The following is a 22,501-nucleotide window of genomic DNA, read 5'->3' as shown; positions in this document are numbered from 1 at the left end:
TGGTCCCCACGGTGTCACGCCCTCAACCCCATTCGGCGAGTACGTCGGCGGCCGGTATGTCCGCCGCGAGCGCGGCCATCAGCAGCACCCGGGCCTGTGCTGGCCGCAGCGTCGGCACCATGAGCGCGCCGGCGTCGGCGAGGTCGCGGCCGGGCCCGTAGACCGGGCGGACCCGCCCGCCCGGCACCCGGGTGGACACCGCCACCACCACCCCGTCGGCGCAGAGCCGGCGTACCCCGTCGATCACCGGTTGGCCGGCGTTGCCGGTACCCAGCGCCTCGAGCACGACCGCTCGCGCGCCCGCGCCCGCGCAGGCGTGCAGGGCGACAGCGTCACCGCCCGGGTAGGTGGTGACGATGTCCACCCGCGGTGCGCGCTCCGCCGACAGGGCGCCGAGATAGGGGCGTCGTTTGGGCCCGGTGACGGTGAACTCGCCGTCGGCCACCCGCCCGACCACCGCTCCGTCGAATCCGTCCAGGTCGTCGGTCGCCACCTTGCGCACGCCGAGCGGCTGGCGGACGGCGCCGGCGAAACCGACGAGCACGCCGAGACCGCGGGCGTCGGCGTGGCCGGCGACCGTCAGCGCGTCGCGCAGGTTGGCCGGGCCGTCGGCGTCGGGGGCGTCGGCGCCGCGCTGGGCACCGGTCAGCACCACCGGGGCGGTGCCGTCGTAGGTGAGTTCGAGCCACAGCGCCGTCTCCTCCATGGTGTCGGTGCCGTGGGTGACGACGACGCCGTGGGCCCCGGTCTCCCGCACCGCGTCACGGATGCGGTCCCAGTCGGCAGGGCTGAGTTCGGAGCTGTCCTTGTTGAGCACGTCGACGACTTCCACGTCGGCGGCCGACGCGCCCACGCCGGCGGTCAGCTCGGCGCCGCGGCGAGTCGGCCGGCGCACACCGTCGGTGTCGGTGCTGGTGGCGATCGTGCCGCCGGTGGTGATCACGACGAGGCTCACGTACGGAATTGTCCCGTATCAGTCGTTTGGGACCCCGTATCAGTCGTTTGGGACCCCGTATCAGTCGTTTGGGACAATGATGTGGTGACTGACGAGACATCGGGCAAGGCATCGGACGAGCTGAAGCCCACGACCGACGCAGTGGAGCCGCCGGACGCCGGTGTCGACCCGGTACCCCGGCCGCGGCGACGCCTCGGATTGCTGCTGTCGGTCGCGGCGGTGGTGCTCATGCTCGACATCGTGACGAAGGTCCTCGCAGTGCGGCTGCTGACGCCCGGTCAACCGGTGTCGATCATCGGTGACACGGTGACCTGGACGCTGGTCCGCAACTCCGGCGCAGCCTTCTCGATGGCCACCGGGTACACCTGGGTGCTCACGTTGGTCGCGACCGGTGTGGTGATCGGGATCATCTGGATGGGCCGACGGCTGGTGTCGCCGTGGTGGGCGCTCGGCCTCGGCCTGATCCTCGGGGGCGCGATGGGCAACCTGATCGACCGCTTCTTCCGGTCGCCCGGACCGCTGCGCGGCCACGTCGTCGACTTCCTCTCCATCGGATGGTGGCCGGTGTTCAACGTCGCCGACCCGTCGGTGGTCGGCGGGGCGATCCTGTTGGTGGTGTTGTCGCTGTTCGGCTTCGACTTCGACACCGTGGGCCGGCGCCGGTCCGAACCGGCGGCCCGCGTCGAGGCCGACCCGTCATAGTGTCCATACGGTCGATGCCCGTGCCGGAGGGGCTGGGCGGAATGCGGGTCGACGCCGGCCTGTCGCGGCTACTCGGGCTGTCCCGGACCGCGGCGGCGGCGATCGCCGAGGACGGCGGGGTCGACATCGACGGCGCGCCTGCGGGTAAGTCGGACCGGCTCACCGCCGGCGCATGGCTCGAGGTGCGGCTGCCGGAGGCGCCGGCCGCGGTGGAGAACACCCCGGTCGAGATCGAGGGAATGGCGGTGCTGTACTCCGACGACGACATCGTGGCCGTCGACAAACCCCCCGGGGTGGCCGCCCACGCGACCGTCGGATGGCACGGACCCACCGTGCTCGGCGGACTCGCCGCGGCCGGCTTCCGGATCAGCACCTCGGGGATCCACGAACGTCAGGGCATCGTGCACCGCCTAGACGTCGGGACCTCGGGCGTCATGGTGGTGGCGCTGTCCGAACGCGCCTACACGGTGCTCAAGCGGGCGTTCAAGGAGCGCACCGTCGAGAAGCGATACCACGCGTTGGTGCAGGGCCACCCCGACCCAAGCAGCGGCACGATCGACGCTCCGATCGGGCGGCACCGGGGCCACGACTGGAAGTTCGCCGTCACCGAGGGCGGTAGGCACAGCGTCACCCACTACGACACACTAGAGGCATTCCAGGCGGCGAGCCTGCTCGACATCGAACTCGAAACCGGCCGCACACACCAGATCAGAGTCCACTTCGCCGCGCTGCACCATCCGTGCTGCGGCGACCTGACCTACGGCGCCGATCCGACCCTGGCCCGTCGCCTGGGGCTCGACCGCCAGTGGCTACACGCCCGCTCGCTGGCGTTCGCGCATCCAGCCGACGGTCGCCGGGTCGAGATCACCAGCCCCTATCCGGCCGATCTGCAGCACGCCCTCGACGTCCTGCGTCGACACGCGCGGTGACCGATACCCGCCGCGACGGCCTGCGCTACGGCATCGTGGGTCGACTTCCACCCGGCCACCCACTCTCACGTGGCGCAGCTAGCAAACACGTGGCGGAGGTGGCAAACGCTGTCCCGCTGCGGGTACGTCATCCACCAGCAAATGCTGAACTGTCGACAAGCTTGGGCAACGCCGACCGCGGAAACCGCTCGATCGTTTGCCGGACGAGTGTTTGCCTGCTGTAGAGCTATGTCATAGCGTTTGCTACGTGGACGGGAAGGGGCGGGCCAGGGCGGCGGCGCGCGCCCGGGGGCGTCCGGTCGGGGCCGATTCCGCGGAAACCCGTAGGCAGATCGTCCGCGCCGGGCGCGTGGTCCTGATCGAGCGCGGCACTCCGGAATGACCTTTCAGGCCATCGCCGAACGCACTGGTCTGAGCCGGCCGACACTGCACTACTACTTCGCCACCCGCCAAGAGGTCTACGAAGGCATCATCACGGAGGTGCGCGAGGTCGTCATCGACTGTGTCGAGCTCTCGCTGCAGCAGGACCGGTTACTCGACCGGTTGGCGGCTTTCGTCGCCGAGGTGCACCGGATAGACGCTCGGGATCCGTCGATCGTGCCGTCCCTGATCAGCGCACGCCTCGAACCGCAGCGCAATGCTGAGTTGCGGGCGTTCAGCGATTCGCCGGTCCGGGCGTTCCTGGTGCGGGTGGTCTCGGACGCGATCCGCCGGGGAGAACTCGACGAGGACACCGACCTCGAAGGTGTCTGCGACCTGCTCCACGTCATCCTCTACGGGATGGCGTTCTATTCCGGTTTCACCGACGGTCCCGCGGACCTGGGGTCGATTGCCATGCAACTGATCGAACTGTTCGCCCATGGCCTGGTCCCTGCGCAGCCCGGGATGGGACCCGCCGGGCGAGGCGGAGACACGCATCGCGACACGCCGAAGGGTGTCGGAAAGCGGTCCTAGACTGGCGACCCTATGAGTGCTTCCGATATGCGGTCCTCGGGGTCTTTTGTCCACCTGCATAACCACACCGAGTACTCGATGCTGGACGGCGCCGCCAAGGTCAAGCCGATGCTCGCGGAGGCCCAACGGCTGGAGATGCCCGCGATCGGCATGACCGATCACGGAAACATGTTCGGCGCCAGTGAGTTCTACTACGCGGCTACCGACGCCGGCATCAAACCCATCATCGGGATCGAGGCGTACATCGCACCGGCCTCGCGGTTCGACACCAAGCGGGTCCTCTGGGGTGATCCGAGCCAGAAATCCGACGACGTCTCCGGCAACGGCTCCTACACCCACATGACGATGGTCGCCGAGAACGCCACCGGTCTGCGCAACCTGTTCAAGCTATCGTCCCTCGCCTCGTTCGAGGGTCAACTCGGCAAGTGGTCGCGGATGGACGCCGAGATCATCGCCGAACACGCCGAGGGCATCATCGCCACCACGGGCTGCCCTTCGGGCGAGGTGCAGACCCGCCTGCGGCTGGGACACCAGCGGGAAGCGCTGGAGGCGGCCGCCAAGTGGCGGGAGATCTTCGGGCCGCAGAACTTCTTCCTCGAGTTGATGGACCACGGCCTCGACATCGAACGCCGGGTGCGCGAAGGCCTGCTCGAGATCGGGCAGAAGCTGGGTATCCCGCCGCTGGCGACCAACGACTGTCACTACGTGACCCGCGACGCCTCGCAGAACCACGAGGCACTGCTGTGCATCCAGACCGGTAAGACGCTGTCGGACCCCACTCGCTTCAAATTCGACGGCGACGGTTACTACCTGAAGTCGGCGGCGGAGATGCGCGCGCTGTGGGATGCGCAGGTGCCCGGCGCCTGCGATTCGACGCTGCTGATCGCCGACCGCGTGCAGTCCTATGCCGACGTATGGGCGCCGCGCGATCGGATGCCGACCTTCCCCGTCCCCGAGGGCCACGATCAAGCGTCTTGGCTGCATCACGAGGTGATGGCCGGCTTGGAACGACGGTTCCCGGGATCGGTGGGGCCGGACTACATCGAGCGAGCCCAGTACGAGATCAAGGTGATCTGCGACAAGGGCTTCCCGTCCTACTTCCTCATCGTCGCAGACCTCATCAACTATGCGAAGTCGGTCGACATACGCGTCGGGCCCGGGCGCGGTTCGGCCGCCGGCTCGCTGGTGGCCTACGCGCTCGGTATCACCAACATCGACCCGATCCCGCACGGTCTGCTGTTCGAACGCTTCCTCAATCCGGAGCGCCCGTCGGCTCCCGACATCGACATCGACTTCGACGACCGTCGCCGCGGCGAGATGCTGCGGTACGCGGCCAACAAGTGGGGCAGCGACCGCGTCGCCCAGGTCATCACGTTCGGCACCATCAAGACCAAAGCCGCGCTGAAGGATTCGGCGCGGGTCCACTACGGCCAGCCGGGCTTCGCGATCGCCGACCGGATCACCAAGGCGCTTCCGCCGCCGATCATGGCCAAGGACATCCCGGTGTCGGGCATCACCGACCCCACGCACGAGCGGTACAAGGAGGCCGCCGAGGTCCGCGCTCTGATCGACACCGATCCCGACGTGCGGACCATCTACGAGACCGCCCGCGGCCTCGAGGGTCTGGTCCGCAACGCCGGTGTGCACGCGTGCGCGGTGATCATGAGCTCCGAGCCGCTGATCGACGCGATCCCGCTGTGGCGCCGCCCGCAGGACGGCGCGGTGATCACCGGGTGGGACTATCCGTCGTGTGAGGCCATCGGCCTGCTGAAGATGGACTTCCTCGGCTTGCGGAACCTGACGATCATCGGCGACTGCATCGAGAACATCAAGGTCAACCGCGGTATCGACCTGGACCTCGAATCGCTGGCGCTCGACGATCGGAAGGCCTACGAACTCCTCGGCCGCGGAGACACCCTCGGCGTGTTCCAGCTCGACGGCGGGCCGATGCGCGACTTGCTGCGCCGCATGCAACCCACCGAGTTCAACGACATCGTCGCCGTGCTGGCGCTGTACCGGCCCGGCCCGATGGGCATGAACGCCCACAACGACTACGCCGACCGCAAGAACGGCCGTCAGCCGATCAAGCCCATTCACCCCGAACTCGAAGAGCCGCTCAAGGAGATCCTGGCCGAGACGTACGGCCTGATCGTCTACCAAGAGCAGATCATGTTCATCGCCCAGAAGGTCGCCTCGTACACCATGGGAAAGGCCGACGCCCTGCGTAAGGCCATGGGCAAGAAGAAGCTCGAGGTGCTCGAGGCCGAGTACAAGGGTTTCCGCGAGGGCATGACCGCCAACGGATTCTCCGAGGCGGCGGTGAAGGCGCTGTGGGACACCATCCTTCCGTTCGCCGGCTACGCCTTCAACAAATCGCACGCCGCAGGCTACGGCCTGGTGTCGTACTGGACGGCCTACCTGAAGGCCAACTACCCGGCCGAGTACATGGCCGGGCTGCTCACCTCCGTCGGCGACGACAAGGACAAGGCCGCAGTGTATCTGGCGGACTGCCGCAGGCTCGGCATCACGGTGCTGCCGCCCGATGTCAACGAGTCGGTGCAGAACTTCGCCTCCGTCGGCAACGACATCCGTTTCGGCCTCGGTGCGGTACGCAATGTGGGCGCGAATGTGGTTGCCTCGCTGGCGAACACCCGAACCGAGAAGGGCAAGTACGCCGACTTCTCGGACTACCTGAACAAGATCGACATCGCGGCGTGCAACAAGAAGGTGACGGAGTCGCTGATCAAGGCGGGCGCGTTCGATTCGCTCGGCCATCCCCGTAAGGGCCTGTTCCTGATCCACTCCGATGCCGTCGACTCGGTGCTGGGCACCAAGAAGGCCGAGGCGATGGGTCAGTTCGACCTGTTCGGCGGCGCCGACACTGCGACGGACTCCGTGTTCAGCATCAAGGTGCCCGACGAGGAGTGGGAGGACAAACACAAACTCGCGCTCGAGCGGGAGATGCTCGGTCTGTACGTGTCCGGACATCCCCTCAACGGGGTGGCGCACCTGCTGGCCAACCAGGTGGACACGCAGATCCCCGCCATCCTCGACGGTGACGTGGCCAACGACGCGCAGGTGCTCGTCGGCGGCATCCTCGCCTCGGTCAACCGCCGGGTGAACAAGAACGGACTGCCCTGGGCGTCAGCGCAATTGGAGGACCTCACCGGCGGTATCGAGGTGCTGTTCTTCCCGCAGACATACTCGGTGTTCGGCGCGGAGATCGCCGACGACGCGGTGGTTCTGATCAAGGCGAAGGTGGCCGCCCGCGACGACCGCATCGCGCTGATCGCCCACGAACTCGTGGTGCCCGACTTCTCCAGCGCGCAGACCCATCGGCCGCTGGCGGTCAGCCTGCCCACCCGGCAGTGCACGGTCGACAAGGTCACCGCGCTCAAGCAGGTGCTGGCCAACCATCCCGGCACGTCTCAGGTGCACCTGCGGCTGATCAGCGGGGAACGGATCACGACCCTTGAACTCGACCAGTCCTTGCGGGTGACCCCGTCGTCGGCTCTGATGGGGGACCTCAAGGCGCTGCTGGGACCTGGCTGCCTCGGCGGCTGACGGCGCGCTTCCCGAATTGGGCGAATCCGCGGCGGTGGATCGGTGACCCGGCCGCCCGGCCCCCGGTGTCCCGGGCGTGGTCTGCAGCTGCCCGTTGCAGCCCTGACGAATCGGGCTCGTGCGAAGCGAGAAATCTCGATGGTTGAGGACGGCGTGATGGACGGCGACACCGAGGTTTCCCGGCACATCGCGGTGTGGGCAGCCGGGCTGGCGCGGAGCGGGTTGCGACACAGTCCCCGCGGCTGGGTGGCTGACTCGCCGATGGGTGAGGTGGTCGTGGAGTTCTCGCCGGCCAACGAATTCGGCGTGCTCGACCACGTGGTGCGGATGCTGTCCGGGGATGCGGTTTACAACTCGTTGCGGGTGGTGCCCGCCGGCCCGGGGAGCAGCGTTGCGAGGTGGTGTTCAGCCTGCGGCGACGTGACGACATGACCGAGGAACAGTTCGAGGAGGACGCGGCGGCGGTGGCGGCCGATCTGGAGGCGCTGCGCGCTCTCGTCGAGGATTAGCGGCGGCTCGAGTACACGATGCCGAACGCCACCCAACTGACCGTGGCGGCTGCGGCACCCGACAGCACCGCGGTCGCGGCAGTCGTCGTCGCCACGCCCGCGAGCACGAATACGAGAATCCCGACGAACAGCGCGATCACCTTGTAGGCGGGCCATGGGACCCCGGCGACGCTCACGTCGCACGCCGCGCGAGCGACGGTCGATCGGAAGTTTCCGGCCATGGTCACATCGTCACGATACCTCTAAAGAATCGTTTCGGCTACCCGAAACTCCGGATCAGGACGATTTTCCGTACCCCGCCTAAACTGCTTTCATGCCACTCACCGGAGAATACGAACCCAGCACCATGGGCTGGGCGCGCGAACAGGCCGAGAAGTTCATGGAGTCGGGAGGCACCGAGGGCACCGAACTCAACGGCCGACCGATCATCCTGCTCACCACGGTCGGCGCCAAGACCGGCAAGCTGCGCAAAACGCCGTTGATGCGGGTCGAGCACCAGGGCGAGTATGCCGTGGTGGCATCGCTCGGTGGCGCCCCGAAGCATCCGGTCTGGTACTACAACATCAAGAAGAACCCGCGGGTCGAGCTGCAGGACAAGACCGTCACCAAGGAGTACGACGCGCGCGAGGTGTTCGGTCAGGAGAAGGCCGAATGGTGGGAGCGGGCGGTCGAGGCCTTTCCCGATTACGCCGACTACCAGAAGAAGACCGAGCGGGAGATCCCGGTCTTCGTCCTCACCCCGGTCGAGTGAAACCCGATTCACGCCCGAAACGCGGCAGTGGCACCATTGACCGGTGTCCGCTGAACTGAGCCAAACCCCCCGTACGTCGCCGATCACCGCGGCCGACATCGACGAGGCGGCTCAGCGGATTCTCGACGTCGTCGTTCGCACGCCGCTGCAGTACTCGGAGCGCCTGTCGGAGGTCACCGGCGCCGACATCTACCTCAAGCGCGAAGATCTGCAGGCGGTGCGGTCCTACAAGCTGCGCGGTGCGTTCAACCTGCTCGCCCAGCTCACCGACGAGGAGATCGCTGCTGGTGTGGTGTGCTCGTCGGCGGGCAACCACGCGCAGGGCTTCGCCATGGCGTGCCGGACGATGGGCATCAAGGGCCGGGTGTACGTCCCGGCGAAGACGCCGAAGCAGAAGCGCGACCGCATCCGCTATCACGGCCGCGAGTTCATCGAGTTGATCACCGTCGGGACCACCTACGATCTGGCGGCCGCGGCCGCGATCGACGACGTCGCCCGCACCGGCGCCACCCTCGTTCCCCCCTACGACGACGTGCGGACCATGGCGGGGCAGGGCACCATCGCCGCCGAGATCCTCGAGGACCTCGACGACGAACCGGATCTGGTGATCGTTCCGGTCGGTGGCGGTGGCTGCATCGCCGGCATCACGACCTATCTGGCCGAACGTACGACCGGCACCGCCGTGCTGGGCGTCGAGCCGGCCGGTGCGGCGTCGATGATCGCGGCGCTGAGTGCCGGTGAGCCGGTGACCCTGGACCACGTCGACCAGTTCGTCGACGGTGCGGCGGTCAACCGCGCCGGGCGTCTTCCGTTCGCCGCGCTGCAGGCTGCCGGCGACATGGTGTCGCTGACCACCGTCGACGAGGGCGCGGTCTGTACCGCGATGCTGGACCTGTACCAGAACGAGGGCATCATCGCCGAGCCCGCGGGCGCACTGTCGGTGGCCGGACTGCTCGAGACGACCGTCGACCCGGGTTCGACGGTGGTCTGCCTGATCTCCGGCGGCAACAACGACGTGTCCAGGTACGGTGAGATCCTCGAGCGCTCGCTGGTGCACCTTGGCCTCAAGCACTACTTTCTGGTCGACTTCCCGCAGGAGCCGGGTGCGTTGCGCCGGTTCCTCGACGAGGTGCTGGGTCCGAACGACGACATCACGCTGTTCGAGTACGTCAAGCGCAACAACCGGGAGACGGGGGAGGCGCTCGTCGGGATCGAACTCGGCTCAGCCGCCGACTTCGACGGGCTATTCAGCCGTATGCGTGACTCCGACATGCACGTCGAGGCGCTGGAGCCCGGTTCGCCGGCCTACCGCTACCTGCTCTGAGTGGGCTGGACGTGAGGTTGTGCGCGAGTTCGGCGTCAACCGAGGCCTAAGCACACGTCCGACGGAGATGACGGTCAGGCGGTTCGCAGCACCGCGAAGGAATGCCCATCCAACCGCGTCCCGTCGCCGTCGGCGGCCGGGTCGCCCCAGGCGAGCACCACCTCACCGCTGACCGGCACGGTCACCGCGTCGGCGCCGAGATTGCACGCGATCGACAGGTCGCCCCGGTGCATCACGATCCAACGCTGCGCCTCGTCGTGGTCGATCCGCAGATGGTCCAGCCACGGGTCGGCCAAGTCCGGCTCGTTGTGCCGCAGCGCGATCAGGTCCCGGTAGAGCGCGAGCAGGCGGCCGTGGTCCTCCTCGTCGACCTCGTCCCATTTCAGCTTCGAGCGCAGGAAAGTTTGCGGATCCTGGGGATCGGGGATCTCGTCGGCGTCCCACCCGTGTTCGGCGAACTCGCTCTTGCGTCCCTCGGCGGTCGCGCGGGCCAGTTCCGGTTCCGGATGGCTGCTGAAGAACTGGAACGGTGACGACGATCCCCACTCCTCGCCCATGAAAAGCATTGCGGTGTAAGGCGATCCGAGGGCAAGGGCGGCCTTGACGGCGAGTTGGCCGGTGTCGAGGTTCTGCGACGGCCGGTCGCCGACCGCCCGGTTGCCGACCTGGTCGTGGGTGAGGGTGTAGGCCAGCAGCCGCGTGGCCGGGATGGTGGCGGTGTCCAGTGGGCGGCCGTGGCGGCGCTGCCGGAACGACGAGTAGGTCCCGGCGTGGAAGTATCCGTTGCGCAGGGTCTGTGCCAGCGCCTCGACGCTGCCCCAGTCGCGGTAGTAGCCCTGCGTCTCACCCGACACCGCGGCATGGATGGCGTGGTGGATGTCGTCGTCCCACTGCGCGGTCATGCCGAGGCCACCCTGGTCGCGCGGCGTGATCAGGCGGGGGTCGTTCATGTCGCTCTCGGCGATCAGCGAAAGCGGCCGGCCCAGCTCGCGTGCCAGCGCATCGGTTTCGGCGGACATCTCTTCGAGGATGTGGATCGCGGTGGTGTCGACCAGTGCGTGCACCGCGTCCAGCCGTAGACCGTCGGCGTGGAAGTCGCGCATCCACCGCAGCGCGCAGTCCAGGATGTAGCGGCGCACCTCGTCGGCGCCGGCGTCGGCGAGGTTGATCGACTCGCCCCACGGATTGCTGCCCGACGACAGGTACGGGCCGAACTTGGGCAGGTAGTTGCCCGACGGTCCGAGGTGGTTGAACACCGCGTCGATCAGTACACCGAGCCCGCGGCGATGGCAGGCGTCGATCAACCGGATCAGCGCGTCGGGGCCGCCGTACGGTTCGTGCACGGCGTACCAGAGCACCCCGTCGTACCCCCAGCCGTGGCTGCCGCCGAACGCGTTGACCGGCATCAGTTCGACGAAGTCGACGCCGAGGTCGACGAGGTGGTCGAGTTTGTCGATGGCGGCGTCGAACGTGCCGTTCGGGGTGAAGGTACCCGTGTGCAGTTCGTAGATCACTTGACCTTTTTCGGACCCCTCGATGTTGCGGCCCGCCCAGTCGCCGTCGGTCCAGGCGTCGGGAGCCGGCTGCCACAGCTGGGACCGCCCGTGCACGCCGTCGGGCTGACGCGGCGAACGCGGGTCGGGCAGTACCTTCGGGTCGTCGTCGAGGACGAAGCCGTACCGGGCGTCGGGTGCGGCGTCCACCTCGGCGCGCCACCAGTCGTCGTCACCGCGCGTCATCGGGTGCAGCACGCCGTCGACGTCGAGCTGGACACGCTCGGGCAGCGGCGCCCACACCGCGAATTCAGGCATCATCACGCTCCAGCAGCACGGCGGGCAGTTCGGCGAACAGGTCGGCAGCAGTGGCGGTGCCGGTGAACGTGGCGCCGGTGATGCGGTCGGTCCAATCCCCGTCGGGAAGGGTCAAAGCGGTATCCCCCCACCCGGTCTCCCGTAACCGCACGGTGTGGCGGCTGACCGCGGTCAGCACGTCCCCGCCCCGCAGGAACGCGACCACGTGGTCGGCGGCCGCTCCGCGCGCGAGCAGCGGTGTATAGCCGCCCTCGAGGAACGTGGCCGGCCGGTCGCGGCGGGCGTGCAGAGCGGCGCGCATCACGCGCATCTTCGGATGTCGCAACGCCTGCAGTTCGGTGCGGCGAGCCGGGTAGTCGACCGGACGGCGGTTGTCCGGATCGACCAGGCTGTCCTCCCACAGTTCGGTGCCCTGGTAGACGTCGGGGACGCCGGGCCCGGTCAGCGCCAGGAGCTTCTGGCCGAGGCTGTCGTTGCGGGCATGCGGGTCGAGTTGTTCGACGAGTCGGGTGAGTTCTGTGCCGACCGGGCCGTCGATCACGCTGTCGAGCCACGCATGCACGCCGCTTTCGAACTCGCTGTCCGGATCGTTCCACGTGGTGTGGGTGGCCGCCTCGCGGATCGCCTTCTCGGCGTAGGCGTGTAACCGCTCACGAAGCTCGTCGGTCACGACACCGTCGACCGGCCAGACCCCGAAGATGTTCTGCAGCAGGAAAAGCCCCGTGCCGGAATCGGGCGGCGGAGTGCGCTCCGCCCAGGCTCGAACGTACTGTGCCCACAGCGAGGGCACTTGGGACAGCACGCCGATGCGGGCCCGCACGTCCTCACCGCGTTTGGTGTCGTGGGTCGACAGTGTCGTCATCGCATGCGGCCACATGGCCGCCCGGGTTGCGGCGCGCTGATGGAACTCCGCGGTGCTGACGCCGAACCACTCGGGTTCGCCGCCGACCTCGTTGAGCGAGACCAGGCGGGCGTCCCGGTAGAACAGGCAGTCCTCCATGGCCTTCGCGGTGGCCGCGCCGCACAACTGCTGGAACCGCACCGCGGTCTCCCGGCTACCGGACATCGCCGCCGACATGATCTGCAGGGACGGTGCGAAGCGTGGCTGCTCGGTAAGAGTTTCGGCGATCGCCACCGGTAGCACCGTCGCCAGCGCCGGATAGTCGGATCGGTACACGCCGAGGTGGCTGATCACCGCGGCGACCGCGTCCGGCAGGTCGTCGTGATCCTGACCGGTGGCGGCGACGATCGTGCGGCACAGTCGGGCCAGCTCACTGCCCAGCGTGGCGCTCACGGCCTGCACTTTGAGCGCCCGGGCGGTCCGCGCCATGTCGGCGTAGGCCACACCGGTGGACTCGTAGAGTGTGCCGAGCGCTTCGGCGCCGGCCGGGTCGACGAACACCCCGCCGACCTCGCGCAGCGCGTCGTACCCGGTGGTGCCCGCCACCGGCAGTGTCGGATCCAGCGGTTCGTCTACAGCGAGGATCTTTTCGATCACGATCCACGCTTGCGGGCCGACGAGTTCCCGCAGCCACCCCAGATAGCCCGGAGGGTCGGACAGACCGTCGGGGTGGTCGATGCGGATGCCGTCGACGAGCTCTTCGGTGAACCACCGCTTGACCTCGGTGTGGGTCGCATCGAACACCGCGCGGTCTTCCTGGCGCAGTCCCGCGAGGGAGGTGATCGAGAAGAATCGGCGGTATCCGCAGATGCCGCGTTTCCACCCGATCAGCCGGTAGTGCTGGTGGTCGTGGACATCGGGGCCGGCGCCCTCACCGGTGCCCGGTGCGATGGGGAACACCAGGTCGCCCAGGCGCAGCGTGTCGCCGTCCACGCTGAGATCCGCGACGTCGCCGTCGGACCCCAGCACGGGAAGCAGAATCCTGCCGTCCGGGTCCGCGGTCCAGTCGACGTCGAAGTAGTCCGCGTATGTGGAATCGCGGCCGTGGGTGAGCAGATCCCACCACCAGGTGTTCTGGGTCGGATCGTCGACGCCGACGTGGTTGGGCACGATGTCGACCACCAGGCCCATTCCACGAGCCTTCGCCGCCGCCGACAGCGACGCGAGCGCCTCGGCGCCGCCGAGAGCAGCCGACACCGTCGTGGGATCGGTGACGTCGTAGCCGTGGATCGAACCCTCGACGGCGGTCAGGATCGGGGACAGGTAGAGATGCGAGATCCCGAGGTGGTCGAGGTAGTCCACCAGGGCCTCGGCGTCCGCGATGGTGAAGGCGTCACCGCGCATCTGTAACCGATAGGTCGACAGTACCGGGCGGGCGGGCATCAGGCGGTCTTCCGGAGCACGAGCAGCGATCGGGGTTGCACCGAGATCTTCTCGCCGGCCGGGACGACGACGTCGGTGTTCCCGGTCGGATCGGCGGTGTCCAGGTCGGCGGTCCACATCTCGGCGTAATCGCCGTCGGGGGTAACGAAGTCCTGCGCGTGGTCGTGGGCGTTGAAGCACAACAGGAACGAATCGTCGACGACCCGTTCGCCGCGTTCGTTCGGGGTCGGGATCGCCTGGCCGTTGAGGAAGACCGCCACGCACCTGCCCAGGCCGGTGCCCCAGTCCTCGGGGGTCATCTCGGTGCCTGCGGGTGTCAGCCAGGCGATGTCATGGAACTGCCCGGCACTGCGGATCGGTTTACCCTCGAAGAACCGCCGGCGCCGGAACACCGGGTGACGCTTGCGGAACGCGACCACCTTGCGGGTGAACTCCAGCAGGTCGGCGTTCGTCTCGCACAGCGACCAGTCCATCCAGGACAGTTCGGTGTCCTGGCAGTAGACGTTGTTGTTGCCGTGCTGAGTCCGGCCGATTTCGTCCCCGTGGGCGATCATCGGGGTGCCCTGGCTGCACATCAGCGTCGCCAGCATGTTGCGCATCTGCCTGCCGCGCAACGCGTTGATTCTCGGATCGTCGGTGGGACCTTCCACCCCGCAGTTCCATGACCGGTTGTGGCTCTCGCCGTCGCGGTTGGCCTCGCCGTTGGCTTCGTTGTGTTTCTCGTTGTAAGACACCAGATCGTGCAACGTGAAGCCGTCGTGGCAGGTGACGAAGTTGATCGACGCACTGGGGCGCCGTCCGGTGGCCTCGTAGAGGTCTGATGATCCCGTCAGCCGGGAGGCGAATTCGCCCAGGGTTGCGGGCTCTCCCCGCCAGTAGTCGCGCACAGTGTCGCGATACTTCCCGTTCCACTCGGTCCACAAACCCGGGAAGTTCCCGACCTGATAGCCGCCCTCGCCGACATCCCAGGGCTCGGCGATGAGCTTCACCTGACTGACCACCGGATCCTGCTGCACCAGGTCGAAGAACGCGCTCAGCCGGTCCACGTCGTGCAGCTCGCGGGCCAGCGTCGAGGCCAGGTCGAAGCGGAACCCGTCGACATGCATCTCCACCACCCAGTACCGCAACGAATCCATGATCAGCTGCAGCGTGTGCGGGTGGCGGGCGTTGAGGCTGTTGCCGGTCCCCGTGAAGTCCTTGTAGAGTCGCAGGTCCCCGTCGAGCAGCCGGTAGTAGGCGGCGTTGTCGATACCGCGGAAGTTGACGGTGGGCCCGAGGTGGTTGCCCTCGGCGGTGTGGTTGTAGACGACATCGAGGATGACCTCGATACCCGCCGCGTGGAAGGATCGCACCATGGCCTTGAACTCGGCGACCGCACCGCCCGCGTGCTGGTTGGCGGCGTACTGGTCATGCGGGGCGAAGAAGCCGAAACTGTTATAACCCCAGTAGTTTCGCAACCCGAGATCGAGCAGTCGGTGATCGTGCATGAACTGGTGTACCGGCATGAGCTCGATGGCGGTGACGTTGAGCGACTCGAGGTGGTCGATGATGGCCGGGTGGCAGAGCCCGGCGTAGGTGCCGCGCAACTCCGCGGGGATGGCGGGATGCCGCTGGGTCATCCCCTTGACGTGGGCTTCGTAGATCACGGTGTCGTGGTAGGGGGTGCGCGGCGGGCGGTCGGAACCCCACTGGAAGAACGGGTTGATCACGACGCTGGTCATCGTGTGCCCGAGCGAGTCCATCCGTGGCGGAATGCCGCCCGAGGCGAGATCCTCGGCGTCGAGGTCGTAGGAGTACAGCGCCTGGCCGAAACGGAAGGCGCCGTAGAACGATTTGCCGTACGGATCGAGCAGCAGCTTGCTGGCGTCGCACCGGTGTCCTGCCCGCGGATCCCACGGTCCGTACACTCGGAACCCGTAGCGCTGGCCGGGAGTGACGGTGGGCAGGTACGCGTGCCAGACGTACCCGTCGACCTCGTCGAGGTTGACGCGTTCCTCGCTACCGTCCTTGGCGATGAGGCACAACTCGACGCGATCGGCGACCTCTGAGAAGAGCGAGAAGTTGGTGCCCGCCCCGTCGTACGTCGCGCCCAACGGGTAGGCCTCACCGGGCCAGACGGTGTGCGGGCTCACGTCACCACCAGCCGGTGGCGGCGGCGATCTGACGTCCCAGTTCGGCGGTCATGGTGCGCATGTAGGTCGTGGAGATGTGGTGAGCGTCGTGGTACAGCAAGACATTTCCCTCCACCACGCGGCAGTAGTCCTTCCGACACACCGCGTCGCTCATGTCCAGCGGTTTGAGCATCGGGAACCGGTTGACATAGGCAAGTGTCGGATTGTCGTCGGAGAGTACCTCGGAGCGCTCGATGCCGCAGGACACCGCATCACCGCCGTCGGCCAGGCAGTCCGCGGGGACGTACGGTTGGCCGTCGCGCACCAACCACGGAGTGTCTCGCATCGCCAGAATCGGGATGTTGTTCCTCGACAGGGCTTCCCAGATGCCGAGGTATGTCGACGGCATCACATCGCCGTCCTTGATGTTCCACGGCCGCGTCGAGGTGGTGAACACATAATCCGGTTTGTCGGCAAGCAGTTTCGGCATGACCCGCGAGTTCCACTCGTGGCACTTGGGATACGGCCGGTTGTCGCCCATCACCAGCGGCGTCTCCTCGGTGGTCAGCGGGCAGCCCATCTTGAGGTAGGTGACGACCTTGAAATCGTGGGTCCTGCCGAGCCGGTCGAGCGCGGTGATCCAGTGCTCGGCGTGGGAGCCGCCGGCCAGCGCGATGGTCCGCGGCGCCGTCTTGTCGCCGTAGGTGCAGTTGATGACCCCGACATTGTCGAAGTCGCTGATGCAGCCGTCGATGGTGCTGGCGGGCAGGTCCTTCTTGGCCTCGAGCACCGACGGGCGCATCGGCAGCTTGGCCACCCGAACCTTGTCGATCAGGGCCATCGCCCCCGGATAGTCCTGCGTGGAGAGGCTGACCAGTTCCTCACCGTTGGCGCGTTGGACGGTGACGTGCTCGCGCCAGGTGAACGACGTCGCGGTCAGCGCCACGCCCAGCAACGCGACCACCGAGCCCAGCGCGATCGTGGGTCTGCGCAGCCGAGCCCGCAGCGGTGCGGTCGCGACGGCGGGCGCGGGGCCGCGGTAGCGTAGTGGTTCCTCGATGTAGTGCATCGTCAGCCACGCCAACGCCGCGGACACGGCGAGCACCGCGGCGCCCTGCCAAAAGTCGACACGGGATTCCCCGGTGTAGGCCAGCCAGAAGATCAGGAGCGGCCAGTGCCACAGGTACAGCGAGTAGGCCATCGACCCCAGCGTCACGAATACTCTGGTGGCCAGTAACCGGTTGGGGGTCGGCAGGCGGCCGGCCGGCCCGCGGTTGGCGGCCGACAGAATGAAGGCGATGGCGGCCCCGACCGGGACCAGCGCCCACGGACCGGGGAACTCCTCGACACCGTCGACGAACCAGCCGCACGCCAGGATCGCCGCCAGCGCGACGGTGGCCACGATGCTGCGCAGCCACATCGGCCACCGGATGTAGGGCACGAGCGCCCCGGCCAGCGCACCGAGCAGCAGCTCCCACGCCCTGGCGAAGCTGTTGTAGTACGCCGTGGCCTGGTCGTCGTTGTGGGCGACGACGGCGTAGACGAACGAGGCGATGGTGAGCGTGGTCAGGAGCACCACCAGGATCGTGCGCAGGTGCCGGTGCAGAATCCGCCGAAACAGCAGCCCGACGGTGAAGATCAGGGCCAGGAAGGCGATGTAGAACTGACCCTGCACCGACATCGACCAGATGTGCTGCAGGGGGCTGACCGTCTCACCGGCCCGCAGGTAGTCCGACGAGGTGATCGCCAGCTCCCAGTTCTGGTAGTACCCGAGGCTGGCCAGGCTCTGGTCGGCGAACGTCTCCCACCGGGTCTCCGGCTGGATGAGGATGGTCAAGACCGCCGACGCCGCCAGCACCACCACCAGCGCGGGCAACAGCCGCCGCACCAGCCGGGACAATTCGGGGAAGGGGCGCATCGGGGCGCCCTGGGTCAACACCATGCGTAGCAACCGGCCGCCGAAGAAGAACCCCGACAGGGCCAGGAAGACGTCGACGCCACCGGAGACGCGACCGAACCATACGTGGAAGACCGCGACGAGCGCGATCGCGACACCGCGCAAACCGTCCAGGTCATGGCGGTAGAAGCCCGAAGACCGGGTCCCCGTCGCGGTGGGCCGGACGGTTCCCGCGTCGGTGCCAGCCGCCGGCCGGTGGGGGGCGAGGGTCATCATGGTCGGCGGCCAATTTACCGAATGACGCGGCACTCCTCATGCCACCCATCGTGGGGATGCCGCGGCGAGCAGAGGCGTTAGTGTCGATTCTCATGGCCGCGTTGACCCCCGACCAGATCAGCGCCCTGGATGCGGCGCATGTCTGGCATCCCTACAGCACCATCGGCGCCGGCGGGTTGACCCCCGTAGTGGCGCTGGCCGCCAAGGGGGCGTGGATCACCATCGCCGACCCTGCCGACGGGACCTCTTTGGACGTCATCGACGCGATGAGCTCCTGGTGGACGGCGATCCACGGCCACGGCCACCCGGTGCTGGACGCGGCGATCACCCGGCAGCTGTCCACGATGAATCACGTCATGTTCGGCGGCCTCACCCACGAACCCGCCGCCCGGCTGGCGCAGCTGCTGGTGCGGATCACCCCGCCGGGCCTCGACACCGTCTTTTTCTCCGACTCCGGATCGGTGTCGGTCGAAGTGGCCGTGAAGATGGCTCTGCAGTATTGGCGGGCCGCCGGACGGCCGGACAAGACCCGGCTGATGACCTGGCGTGGCGGCTACCACGGCGACACGTTCACGCCGATGAGCGTGTGCGATCCCGAGGGTGGCATGCACGAGCTGTGGACCGACATCCTGACCCGCCAGGTGTTCGCTCCGCCGGTGCCGCGGGACTACGACCCCGACTATGTGTCGGCCTTCGAGCGCCAACTCATCGAGAACGTCGACGAACTGGCCGCGGTGGTCGTCGAACCGGTGGTGCAGGGCGCCGGGGGAATGCGGTTCCACGATCCGCGCTACCTGCGTGATCTGCGGGCGCTGTGTGACCGGCATGGCGTGCTGCTGATCTTCGACGAGATCGCCACCGGTTTCGGGCGCACCGGCGAGCTGTTCGCCGCCGACCATGTCGGGGTGAGCCCCGACATCATGTGTGTCGGGAAGGGCCTCACCGGCGGCTACCTCACGCTGGCCGCGACATTGTGCACCGCCGAGATCGCCCACACGATCAGCACCGGTGAGGCCGGTGCGCTCATGCATGGTCCGACGTTCATGGCCAACGCGCTGGCCTGCGCGGTCGGCGTGGCGGCCGTCGAACTGCTGCTGGCCGGTGACTGGCGGGACACCATCGCGTCGATCCAACGCGGATTGGCCGAGGGTCTGCGGCCGGCGCGCGAGTTGCCGGGCGTCGCCGACGTGCGGGTGCTCGGCGCGATCGGCGTGGTCGAGATGGAACGTCCGGTTGACATGGCGACGGCGACCGCCGCGGCGCTGCGCCACCGGGTGTGGTTACGGCCGTTCCGCAACCTCGTCTACGTCATGCCGCCCTACATCTGCACCGCCGAGGAGATCGAGCAGATCACCTCCGGCGTCCTGGGCGTAGCGCGTGCACTAGCCTGAACGGTGTTCAATTGTCGGTTCACCGACGTGTTCAATTGTCGGTTCACCGACGTGTTCAAGTGTCGGTTGGAGGAGGGCGCCTGTGACCCGCGCCGGTCTGTCGCCACTGGCCTGGCTCGACGACGTCGCCGACCAGCGTCGCGCCGCCGGGCTGCGCCGCGCACTGCGCACCCGACCGGTCGGCGGCAGCGCGGTGGATCTGGCCTCCAACGACTACCTCGGCCTCTCCACTCATCCGCGCGTCGTCGAAGGGGGGGTACACGCACTGCGCCAATGGGGCGCCGGTTCGACCGGTTCACGGCTGGTCACCGGCAACACCGAACTGCATGAGGGCTTCGAGCGTGCGCTGGCCGCATTCACCGGCGCGGAGTCCGCGCTGGTGTTCTCCTCGGGCTACACTGCCAACCTCGGCGCCGTGGTGGCGCTGTCCGGCCCCGGTTCGCTCCTAGTCTCCGATGCCTTGACTCATGCGTCGCTCGTGGACGCCAGCCGGCTGTCGCGGGCGAGGGTCGTGGTCACCCCGCACTGTGACGTCACCGCGATCGAGGCCGCACTGGACGCCCGCGACGAACAGCGGGCCGTGGTGCTGACCGATTCGGTGTTCTCCGCCGACGGGGTGCTGGCGCCGCTGCGGGAGATGCACAAGGTGTGCCGCCGTCACGGCGCACTGCTCGTGGTCGACGAGGCGCACGGCCTCGGCGTGCGCGGCGCCGGTGGCCGCGGGCTGCTCGACGAGGTGGGACTCGCCGGCGCGCCGGACGTGGTGATGACCACCACGCTGTCCAAGGCCTTGGGCACCCAGGGCGGCGTCGTGCTCGGGCCCGCCGCCGTGCGCGACCACCTCATCGACGCCGCGCGCCCGTTCATCTTCGACACCGGCCTCGCGCCGGCCGCGGTCGGTGCGGCATGGGCGGCGCTCGAGGTGCTCATCGACGAACCGTGGCGTGCCCGCGCCGTGCTCGACCACGCCGCCGAACTGGCGCAGGCATGTGACCTTCCCGGGCGACCTGACTCCGCCGTCGTTTCGGTGATCCTCGGGCGACCCGAGGTCGCGCTGGCGGCAGCGACGGCGTGCCTCGAACAGGGCCTGCGCGTCGGATGTTTCCGGCCGCCCGCCGTGCCCCCGGGCACCTCCCGGCTTCGCCTGGCCGCGAGGGCGTCGCTGACCCCCGATGAGCTCGGCACCGCCCGACGGGTGCTGACCGACGTTCTGACGGAGGCCCGCCGATGAGCGTCCTCCTGGTGAGATGAGCGTCCTCCTGGTGACCGGGACCGACACCGGCGTCGGCAAGACCGTGGCCACTGCGGCGCTGGCCTGCGCTGCCCGCGTGGCCGGAATCGACGTCGCGGTGTGCAAGCCCGTCCAGACCGGGACCGGACCGGCCGGCGGGACGGGTGACGACGACCTCGTCGAGATCGGCCGGCTGGCCAGGGTCGGGGCCCTGCACCCGGGATGGCGTTACCCGGACCCGTTGGCGCCGGTGGCCGCCGCGCAACGGGCGGGCGCCGCTCTGCCGACGGGCGACGAGCTGATCGCCATGATCCGCGGCGTCGACGCGCCGGGACGGCTGACGCTGGTGGAGGGTGCAGGTGGGCTCCTCGTCCAACTCGGTCAGGACGGCACCACGCTGCGCGATGTCGCCGCCGAGCTGGCCGCTCCCGTGCTGGTCGTGGTCGCACCGGGACTCGGCACTCTCAACCACACCGCGCTGACCTTGGAGTCGCTTGGCGCTGAGCAGGTCCCGTGTGCGGGACTGGTGATCGGCGCGTGGCCCGCGCAACCGGGCGCGGCCGAGGTAGACAACCGCGACGCGCTGGCGCGGCTGGCTCCGGTGCGCGCGGCGCTGCCGGCAGGCGTCGGTTCGGTCAGCGCGGTCGACTTCGAACGGATCAGCGCGACCGCCTTCGACCCGAACTGGCTGGCGGGCCTGCTGTAGATGGTCCACTCGGTGGAGTTGCTCTTCGACCCCGACGCCGACGCGGCCGTGCGCCGGATCTGGGACGGCCTGAACGCCGTCGGCGTGCGCAGCCAGGCCGCCAACCGCTCCCCGAGCAACCGGCCCCACGTCACGCTCACCGTGGCCCAGGACATGGCGGAGGGGGTGGACGAGGCGCTGCGGCCGCTTCTGGACCTGCTGCCGTTCGACGGGCTGATCGGGGCACCGATGCTGTTCGGGGTCCGCGCGCTGATCCTCGTCCGCCTGCTGGTCCCGTCGGCGCTCCTGCTCCACGTGCAGCGTGAGGCCGACCGGGTATGCCGACCCTTCATCGCCACTGCACCGATGCCGCATACAGCACCCGGACAATGGACCCCGCACGTCACGCTGGCGCGCCGTCTGCCGCCCGAGCAGTTATCCGCCGCGATGGCCGTGCCAGGGCTGGGTACCGATATCCGCTGCCGGCTCGTAGGGCTACGCCACTGGGACGGCAACAACGGCGTCGAGTATCCGATCAGCTGACCTGTGAGATGACTCCCAGGCCGTCGATCAGTAGGCGCAGACCGAATCCGAAGCGACGATCGTGGTCGACGGTGGCCACCGACTCGCCGGAGTCGAGCACACCGGCGGAGTCCCATTGCATCTTCGACTGCTCATCCACGGTGAATCCGAGGACGTAGTAGATGACGGTGCGCGCGGCGAGTTCGGCCTCGGCGGGCGCGACGCCTGCGTCGGCGGCGGCGGAAGACAGGGCGGCGAGGATCTCACCCGCCGCCTGCGACTGTCCGGCGGCGAGACTGGCCGACACGAGTTCGGCCCCGTCGGTGTGTGACAGCAGCGCGTCGCGAAGCGCCGAACACACGGCCATGACGCGGTCGCGCCAGTCACCGGCGATGGGCACCTCGCGGGCCGGGATCAGGATCCGGTCGGCGACCGCGCCGAGAAGCTGCTGTTTGTTGGCGAAATGCCAGTACAGGGCGCCGGGGGAGACGTTGAGCTCGCGCGCGAGCCTGCGCATCGTCAGGTCGGTGATCCCGTAACAGTCCAGGATCGCCGTCGCGGCATCGACGACGTCGCGTTTGTGCAGCTGCACACCGCTACCCTAA

17 protein-coding genes and 1 pseudogene are annotated in these 22,501 nt (G+C 68.2%); 11 read left to right on the top strand and 7 right to left on the bottom strand.

The genetic code is table 11. The annotated features are described in order from the left end of the window. Positions 1-22 precede the first annotated feature (22 nt). Complete coding sequence (locus tag G6N07_RS11180) at positions 23-955, bottom strand: asparaginase (RefSeq protein ID WP_085187725.1); 933 nt, start codon at positions 953-955, stop codon at positions 23-25. An 84-nt stretch (positions 956-1,039) separates the two neighbouring features. Between G6N07_RS11180 and lspA the strand changes: the two genes are divergently transcribed. The 5 genes and pseudogenes from lspA (at position 1,040) to G6N07_RS11155 (ending at position 7,613) form a co-directional block, all read left to right on the top strand. Continuing rightward, entirely contained in the window at positions 1,040-1,657 is a 618-nt protein-coding gene (gene lspA / locus G6N07_RS11175; protein ID WP_099050113.1) for a signal peptidase II, read from the top strand. A gap of 14 nt (positions 1,658-1,671) precedes the next feature. Further along, positions 1,672-2,586, top strand: a complete 915-nt coding sequence (locus G6N07_RS11170; RefSeq protein WP_179959979.1) for an RluA family pseudouridine synthase — start codon at positions 1,672-1,674, stop codon at positions 2,584-2,586. Positions 2,587-2,964: 378 nt separating this feature from the next. Further along, positions 2,965-3,540 (top strand): TetR/AcrR family transcriptional regulator, encoded by a 576-nt coding sequence (locus tag G6N07_RS11165; RefSeq protein WP_235849509.1) that lies wholly within the window; start codon positions 2,965-2,967, stop codon positions 3,538-3,540. Positions 3,541-3,552: 12 nt separating this feature from the next. Further along, positions 3,553-7,104, top strand: a complete 3,552-nt coding sequence (gene dnaE / locus G6N07_RS11160) for a DNA polymerase III subunit alpha (RefSeq protein ID WP_085187735.1) — start codon at positions 3,553-3,555, stop codon at positions 7,102-7,104. A 138-nt stretch (positions 7,105-7,242) separates the two neighbouring features. Then, positions 7,243-7,613: pseudogene (locus tag G6N07_RS11155) on the top strand (SRPBCC family protein). On the opposite strand, the gene G6N07_RS11150 reads toward G6N07_RS11155, so the two are convergent. Continuing rightward, positions 7,610-7,840, bottom strand: coding sequence for a hypothetical protein (locus G6N07_RS11150; RefSeq protein ID WP_085187738.1), 231 nt, complete (start codon positions 7,838-7,840; stop codon positions 7,610-7,612). The pseudogene G6N07_RS11155 and the gene G6N07_RS11150 overlap by 4 nt on opposite strands. 86 nt (positions 7,841-7,926) lie before the next feature. Between G6N07_RS11150 and G6N07_RS11145 the strand changes: the two genes are divergently transcribed. Together G6N07_RS11145 and ilvA are read left to right on the top strand one after the other, a co-directional pair. Next, a complete protein-coding gene (locus tag G6N07_RS11145; protein WP_085187741.1) occupies positions 7,927-8,364 on the top strand; it encodes a nitroreductase family deazaflavin-dependent oxidoreductase in 438 nt (145 codons plus the stop codon). Positions 8,365-8,407: 43 nt separating this feature from the next. Then, complete coding sequence (gene ilvA / locus G6N07_RS11140) at positions 8,408-9,688, top strand: threonine ammonia-lyase IlvA (protein ID WP_085187744.1); 1,281 nt, start codon at positions 8,408-8,410, stop codon at positions 9,686-9,688. Positions 9,689-9,762: 74 nt separating this feature from the next. On the opposite strand, the gene treZ is transcribed toward ilvA, so the two are convergent. The 4 genes from treZ to G6N07_RS11120 are packed head-to-tail and all read right to left on the bottom strand — an operon-like array spanning position 9,763 to position 18,067. Continuing rightward, complete coding sequence (gene treZ, locus G6N07_RS11135; protein WP_085187946.1) at positions 9,763-11,499, bottom strand: malto-oligosyltrehalose trehalohydrolase; 1,737 nt, start codon at positions 11,497-11,499, stop codon at positions 9,763-9,765. Next, the gene (treY, locus tag G6N07_RS11130) at positions 11,492-13,783 is read right to left on the bottom strand and encodes a malto-oligosyltrehalose synthase (protein WP_085187747.1); all 2,292 of its coding nucleotides are present in this window, start codon (positions 13,781-13,783) and stop codon (positions 11,492-11,494) included. The genes treZ and treY overlap by 8 nt, the downstream gene beginning before the upstream one ends. Further along, positions 13,783-15,915, bottom strand: a complete 2,133-nt coding sequence (glgX, locus tag G6N07_RS11125) for a glycogen debranching protein GlgX (protein WP_085187750.1) — start codon at positions 15,913-15,915, stop codon at positions 13,783-13,785. Before glgX ends, treY begins: the two co-directional genes overlap by 1 nt. Position 15,916: 1 nt before the next feature. Further along, positions 15,917-18,067, bottom strand: coding sequence for an acetyltransferase SucT (locus G6N07_RS11120; RefSeq protein WP_085187752.1), 2,151 nt, complete (start codon positions 18,065-18,067; stop codon positions 15,917-15,919). A 92-nt stretch (positions 18,068-18,159) separates the two neighbouring features. Here G6N07_RS11120 and G6N07_RS11115 point away from each other — a divergent pair, with 92 nt between their 5' ends. The 4 genes from G6N07_RS11115 to G6N07_RS11100 all read left to right on the top strand — a co-directional run bounded on the left by G6N07_RS11115 (position 18,160) and on the right by G6N07_RS11100 (position 21,917). Beyond that, entirely contained in the window at positions 18,160-19,458 is a 1,299-nt protein-coding gene (locus G6N07_RS11115; protein WP_085187755.1) for an adenosylmethionine--8-amino-7-oxononanoate transaminase, read from the top strand. An 82-nt stretch (positions 19,459-19,540) separates the two neighbouring features. Next, positions 19,541-20,689, top strand: a complete 1,149-nt coding sequence (locus G6N07_RS11110; RefSeq protein ID WP_085187758.1) for an 8-amino-7-oxononanoate synthase — start codon at positions 19,541-19,543, stop codon at positions 20,687-20,689. Between the two features lie 16 nt (positions 20,690-20,705). Next, a complete protein-coding gene (gene bioD, locus G6N07_RS11105) occupies positions 20,706-21,395 on the top strand; it encodes a dethiobiotin synthase (RefSeq protein ID WP_085187761.1) in 690 nt (229 codons plus the stop codon). After that, a complete protein-coding gene (locus G6N07_RS11100) occupies positions 21,396-21,917 on the top strand; it encodes a 2'-5' RNA ligase family protein (RefSeq protein WP_085187764.1) in 522 nt (173 codons plus the stop codon). It begins immediately after the preceding gene. Here the strand turns inward: G6N07_RS11100 and G6N07_RS11095 are convergent. Continuing rightward, complete coding sequence (locus G6N07_RS11095; RefSeq protein WP_085187767.1) at positions 21,910-22,488, bottom strand: TetR/AcrR family transcriptional regulator C-terminal domain-containing protein; 579 nt, start codon at positions 22,486-22,488, stop codon at positions 21,910-21,912. The two genes, G6N07_RS11100 and G6N07_RS11095, sit on opposite strands and share 8 nt — an antisense overlap. Between the last annotated feature and the right edge of the window lie 13 nt (positions 22,489-22,501).

The sequence above is a fragment of the Mycolicibacterium doricum genome (genome assembly GCF_010728155.1).
Classification (GTDB): Bacteria; Actinomycetota; Actinomycetes; order Mycobacteriales; family Mycobacteriaceae; genus Mycobacterium; species Mycobacterium doricum.
This window is presented reverse-complemented; position numbering and strand designations above follow the sequence as displayed.

What these genes read in the sequence shown, in the direction of transcription:
- treY (WP_085187747.1), bottom strand. Translation starts at nt 13,783, where the DNA reads ATGCCCGCCCGCCCGGTACTGTCGACCTATCGGTTACAGATGCGCGGT.
- G6N07_RS11120 (WP_085187752.1), bottom strand. Translation starts at nt 18,067, where the DNA reads ATGATGACCCTCGCCCCCCACCGGCCGGCGGCTGGCACCGACGCGGGA.
- treZ (WP_085187946.1), bottom strand. Translation starts at nt 11,499, where the DNA reads ATGCCTGAATTCGCGGTGTGGGCGCCGCTGCCCGAGCGTGTCCAGCTC.
- G6N07_RS11115 (WP_085187755.1), top strand. Translation starts at nt 18,160, where the DNA reads ATGGCCGCGTTGACCCCCGACCAGATCAGCGCCCTGGATGCGGCGCAT.
- dnaE (WP_085187735.1), top strand. Translation starts at nt 3,553, where the DNA reads ATGAGTGCTTCCGATATGCGGTCCTCGGGGTCTTTTGTCCACCTGCAT.
- G6N07_RS11145 (WP_085187741.1), top strand. Translation starts at nt 7,927, where the DNA reads ATGCCACTCACCGGAGAATACGAACCCAGCACCATGGGCTGGGCGCGC.
- G6N07_RS11100 (WP_085187764.1), top strand. Translation starts at nt 21,396, where the DNA reads ATGGTCCACTCGGTGGAGTTGCTCTTCGACCCCGACGCCGACGCGGCC.
- G6N07_RS11165 (WP_235849509.1), top strand. Translation starts at nt 2,965, where the DNA reads ATGACCTTTCAGGCCATCGCCGAACGCACTGGTCTGAGCCGGCCGACA.
- G6N07_RS11170 (WP_179959979.1), top strand. Translation starts at nt 1,672, where the DNA reads ATGCCCGTGCCGGAGGGGCTGGGCGGAATGCGGGTCGACGCCGGCCTG.
- bioD (WP_085187761.1), top strand. Translation starts at nt 20,706, where the DNA reads ATGAGCGTCCTCCTGGTGACCGGGACCGACACCGGCGTCGGCAAGACC.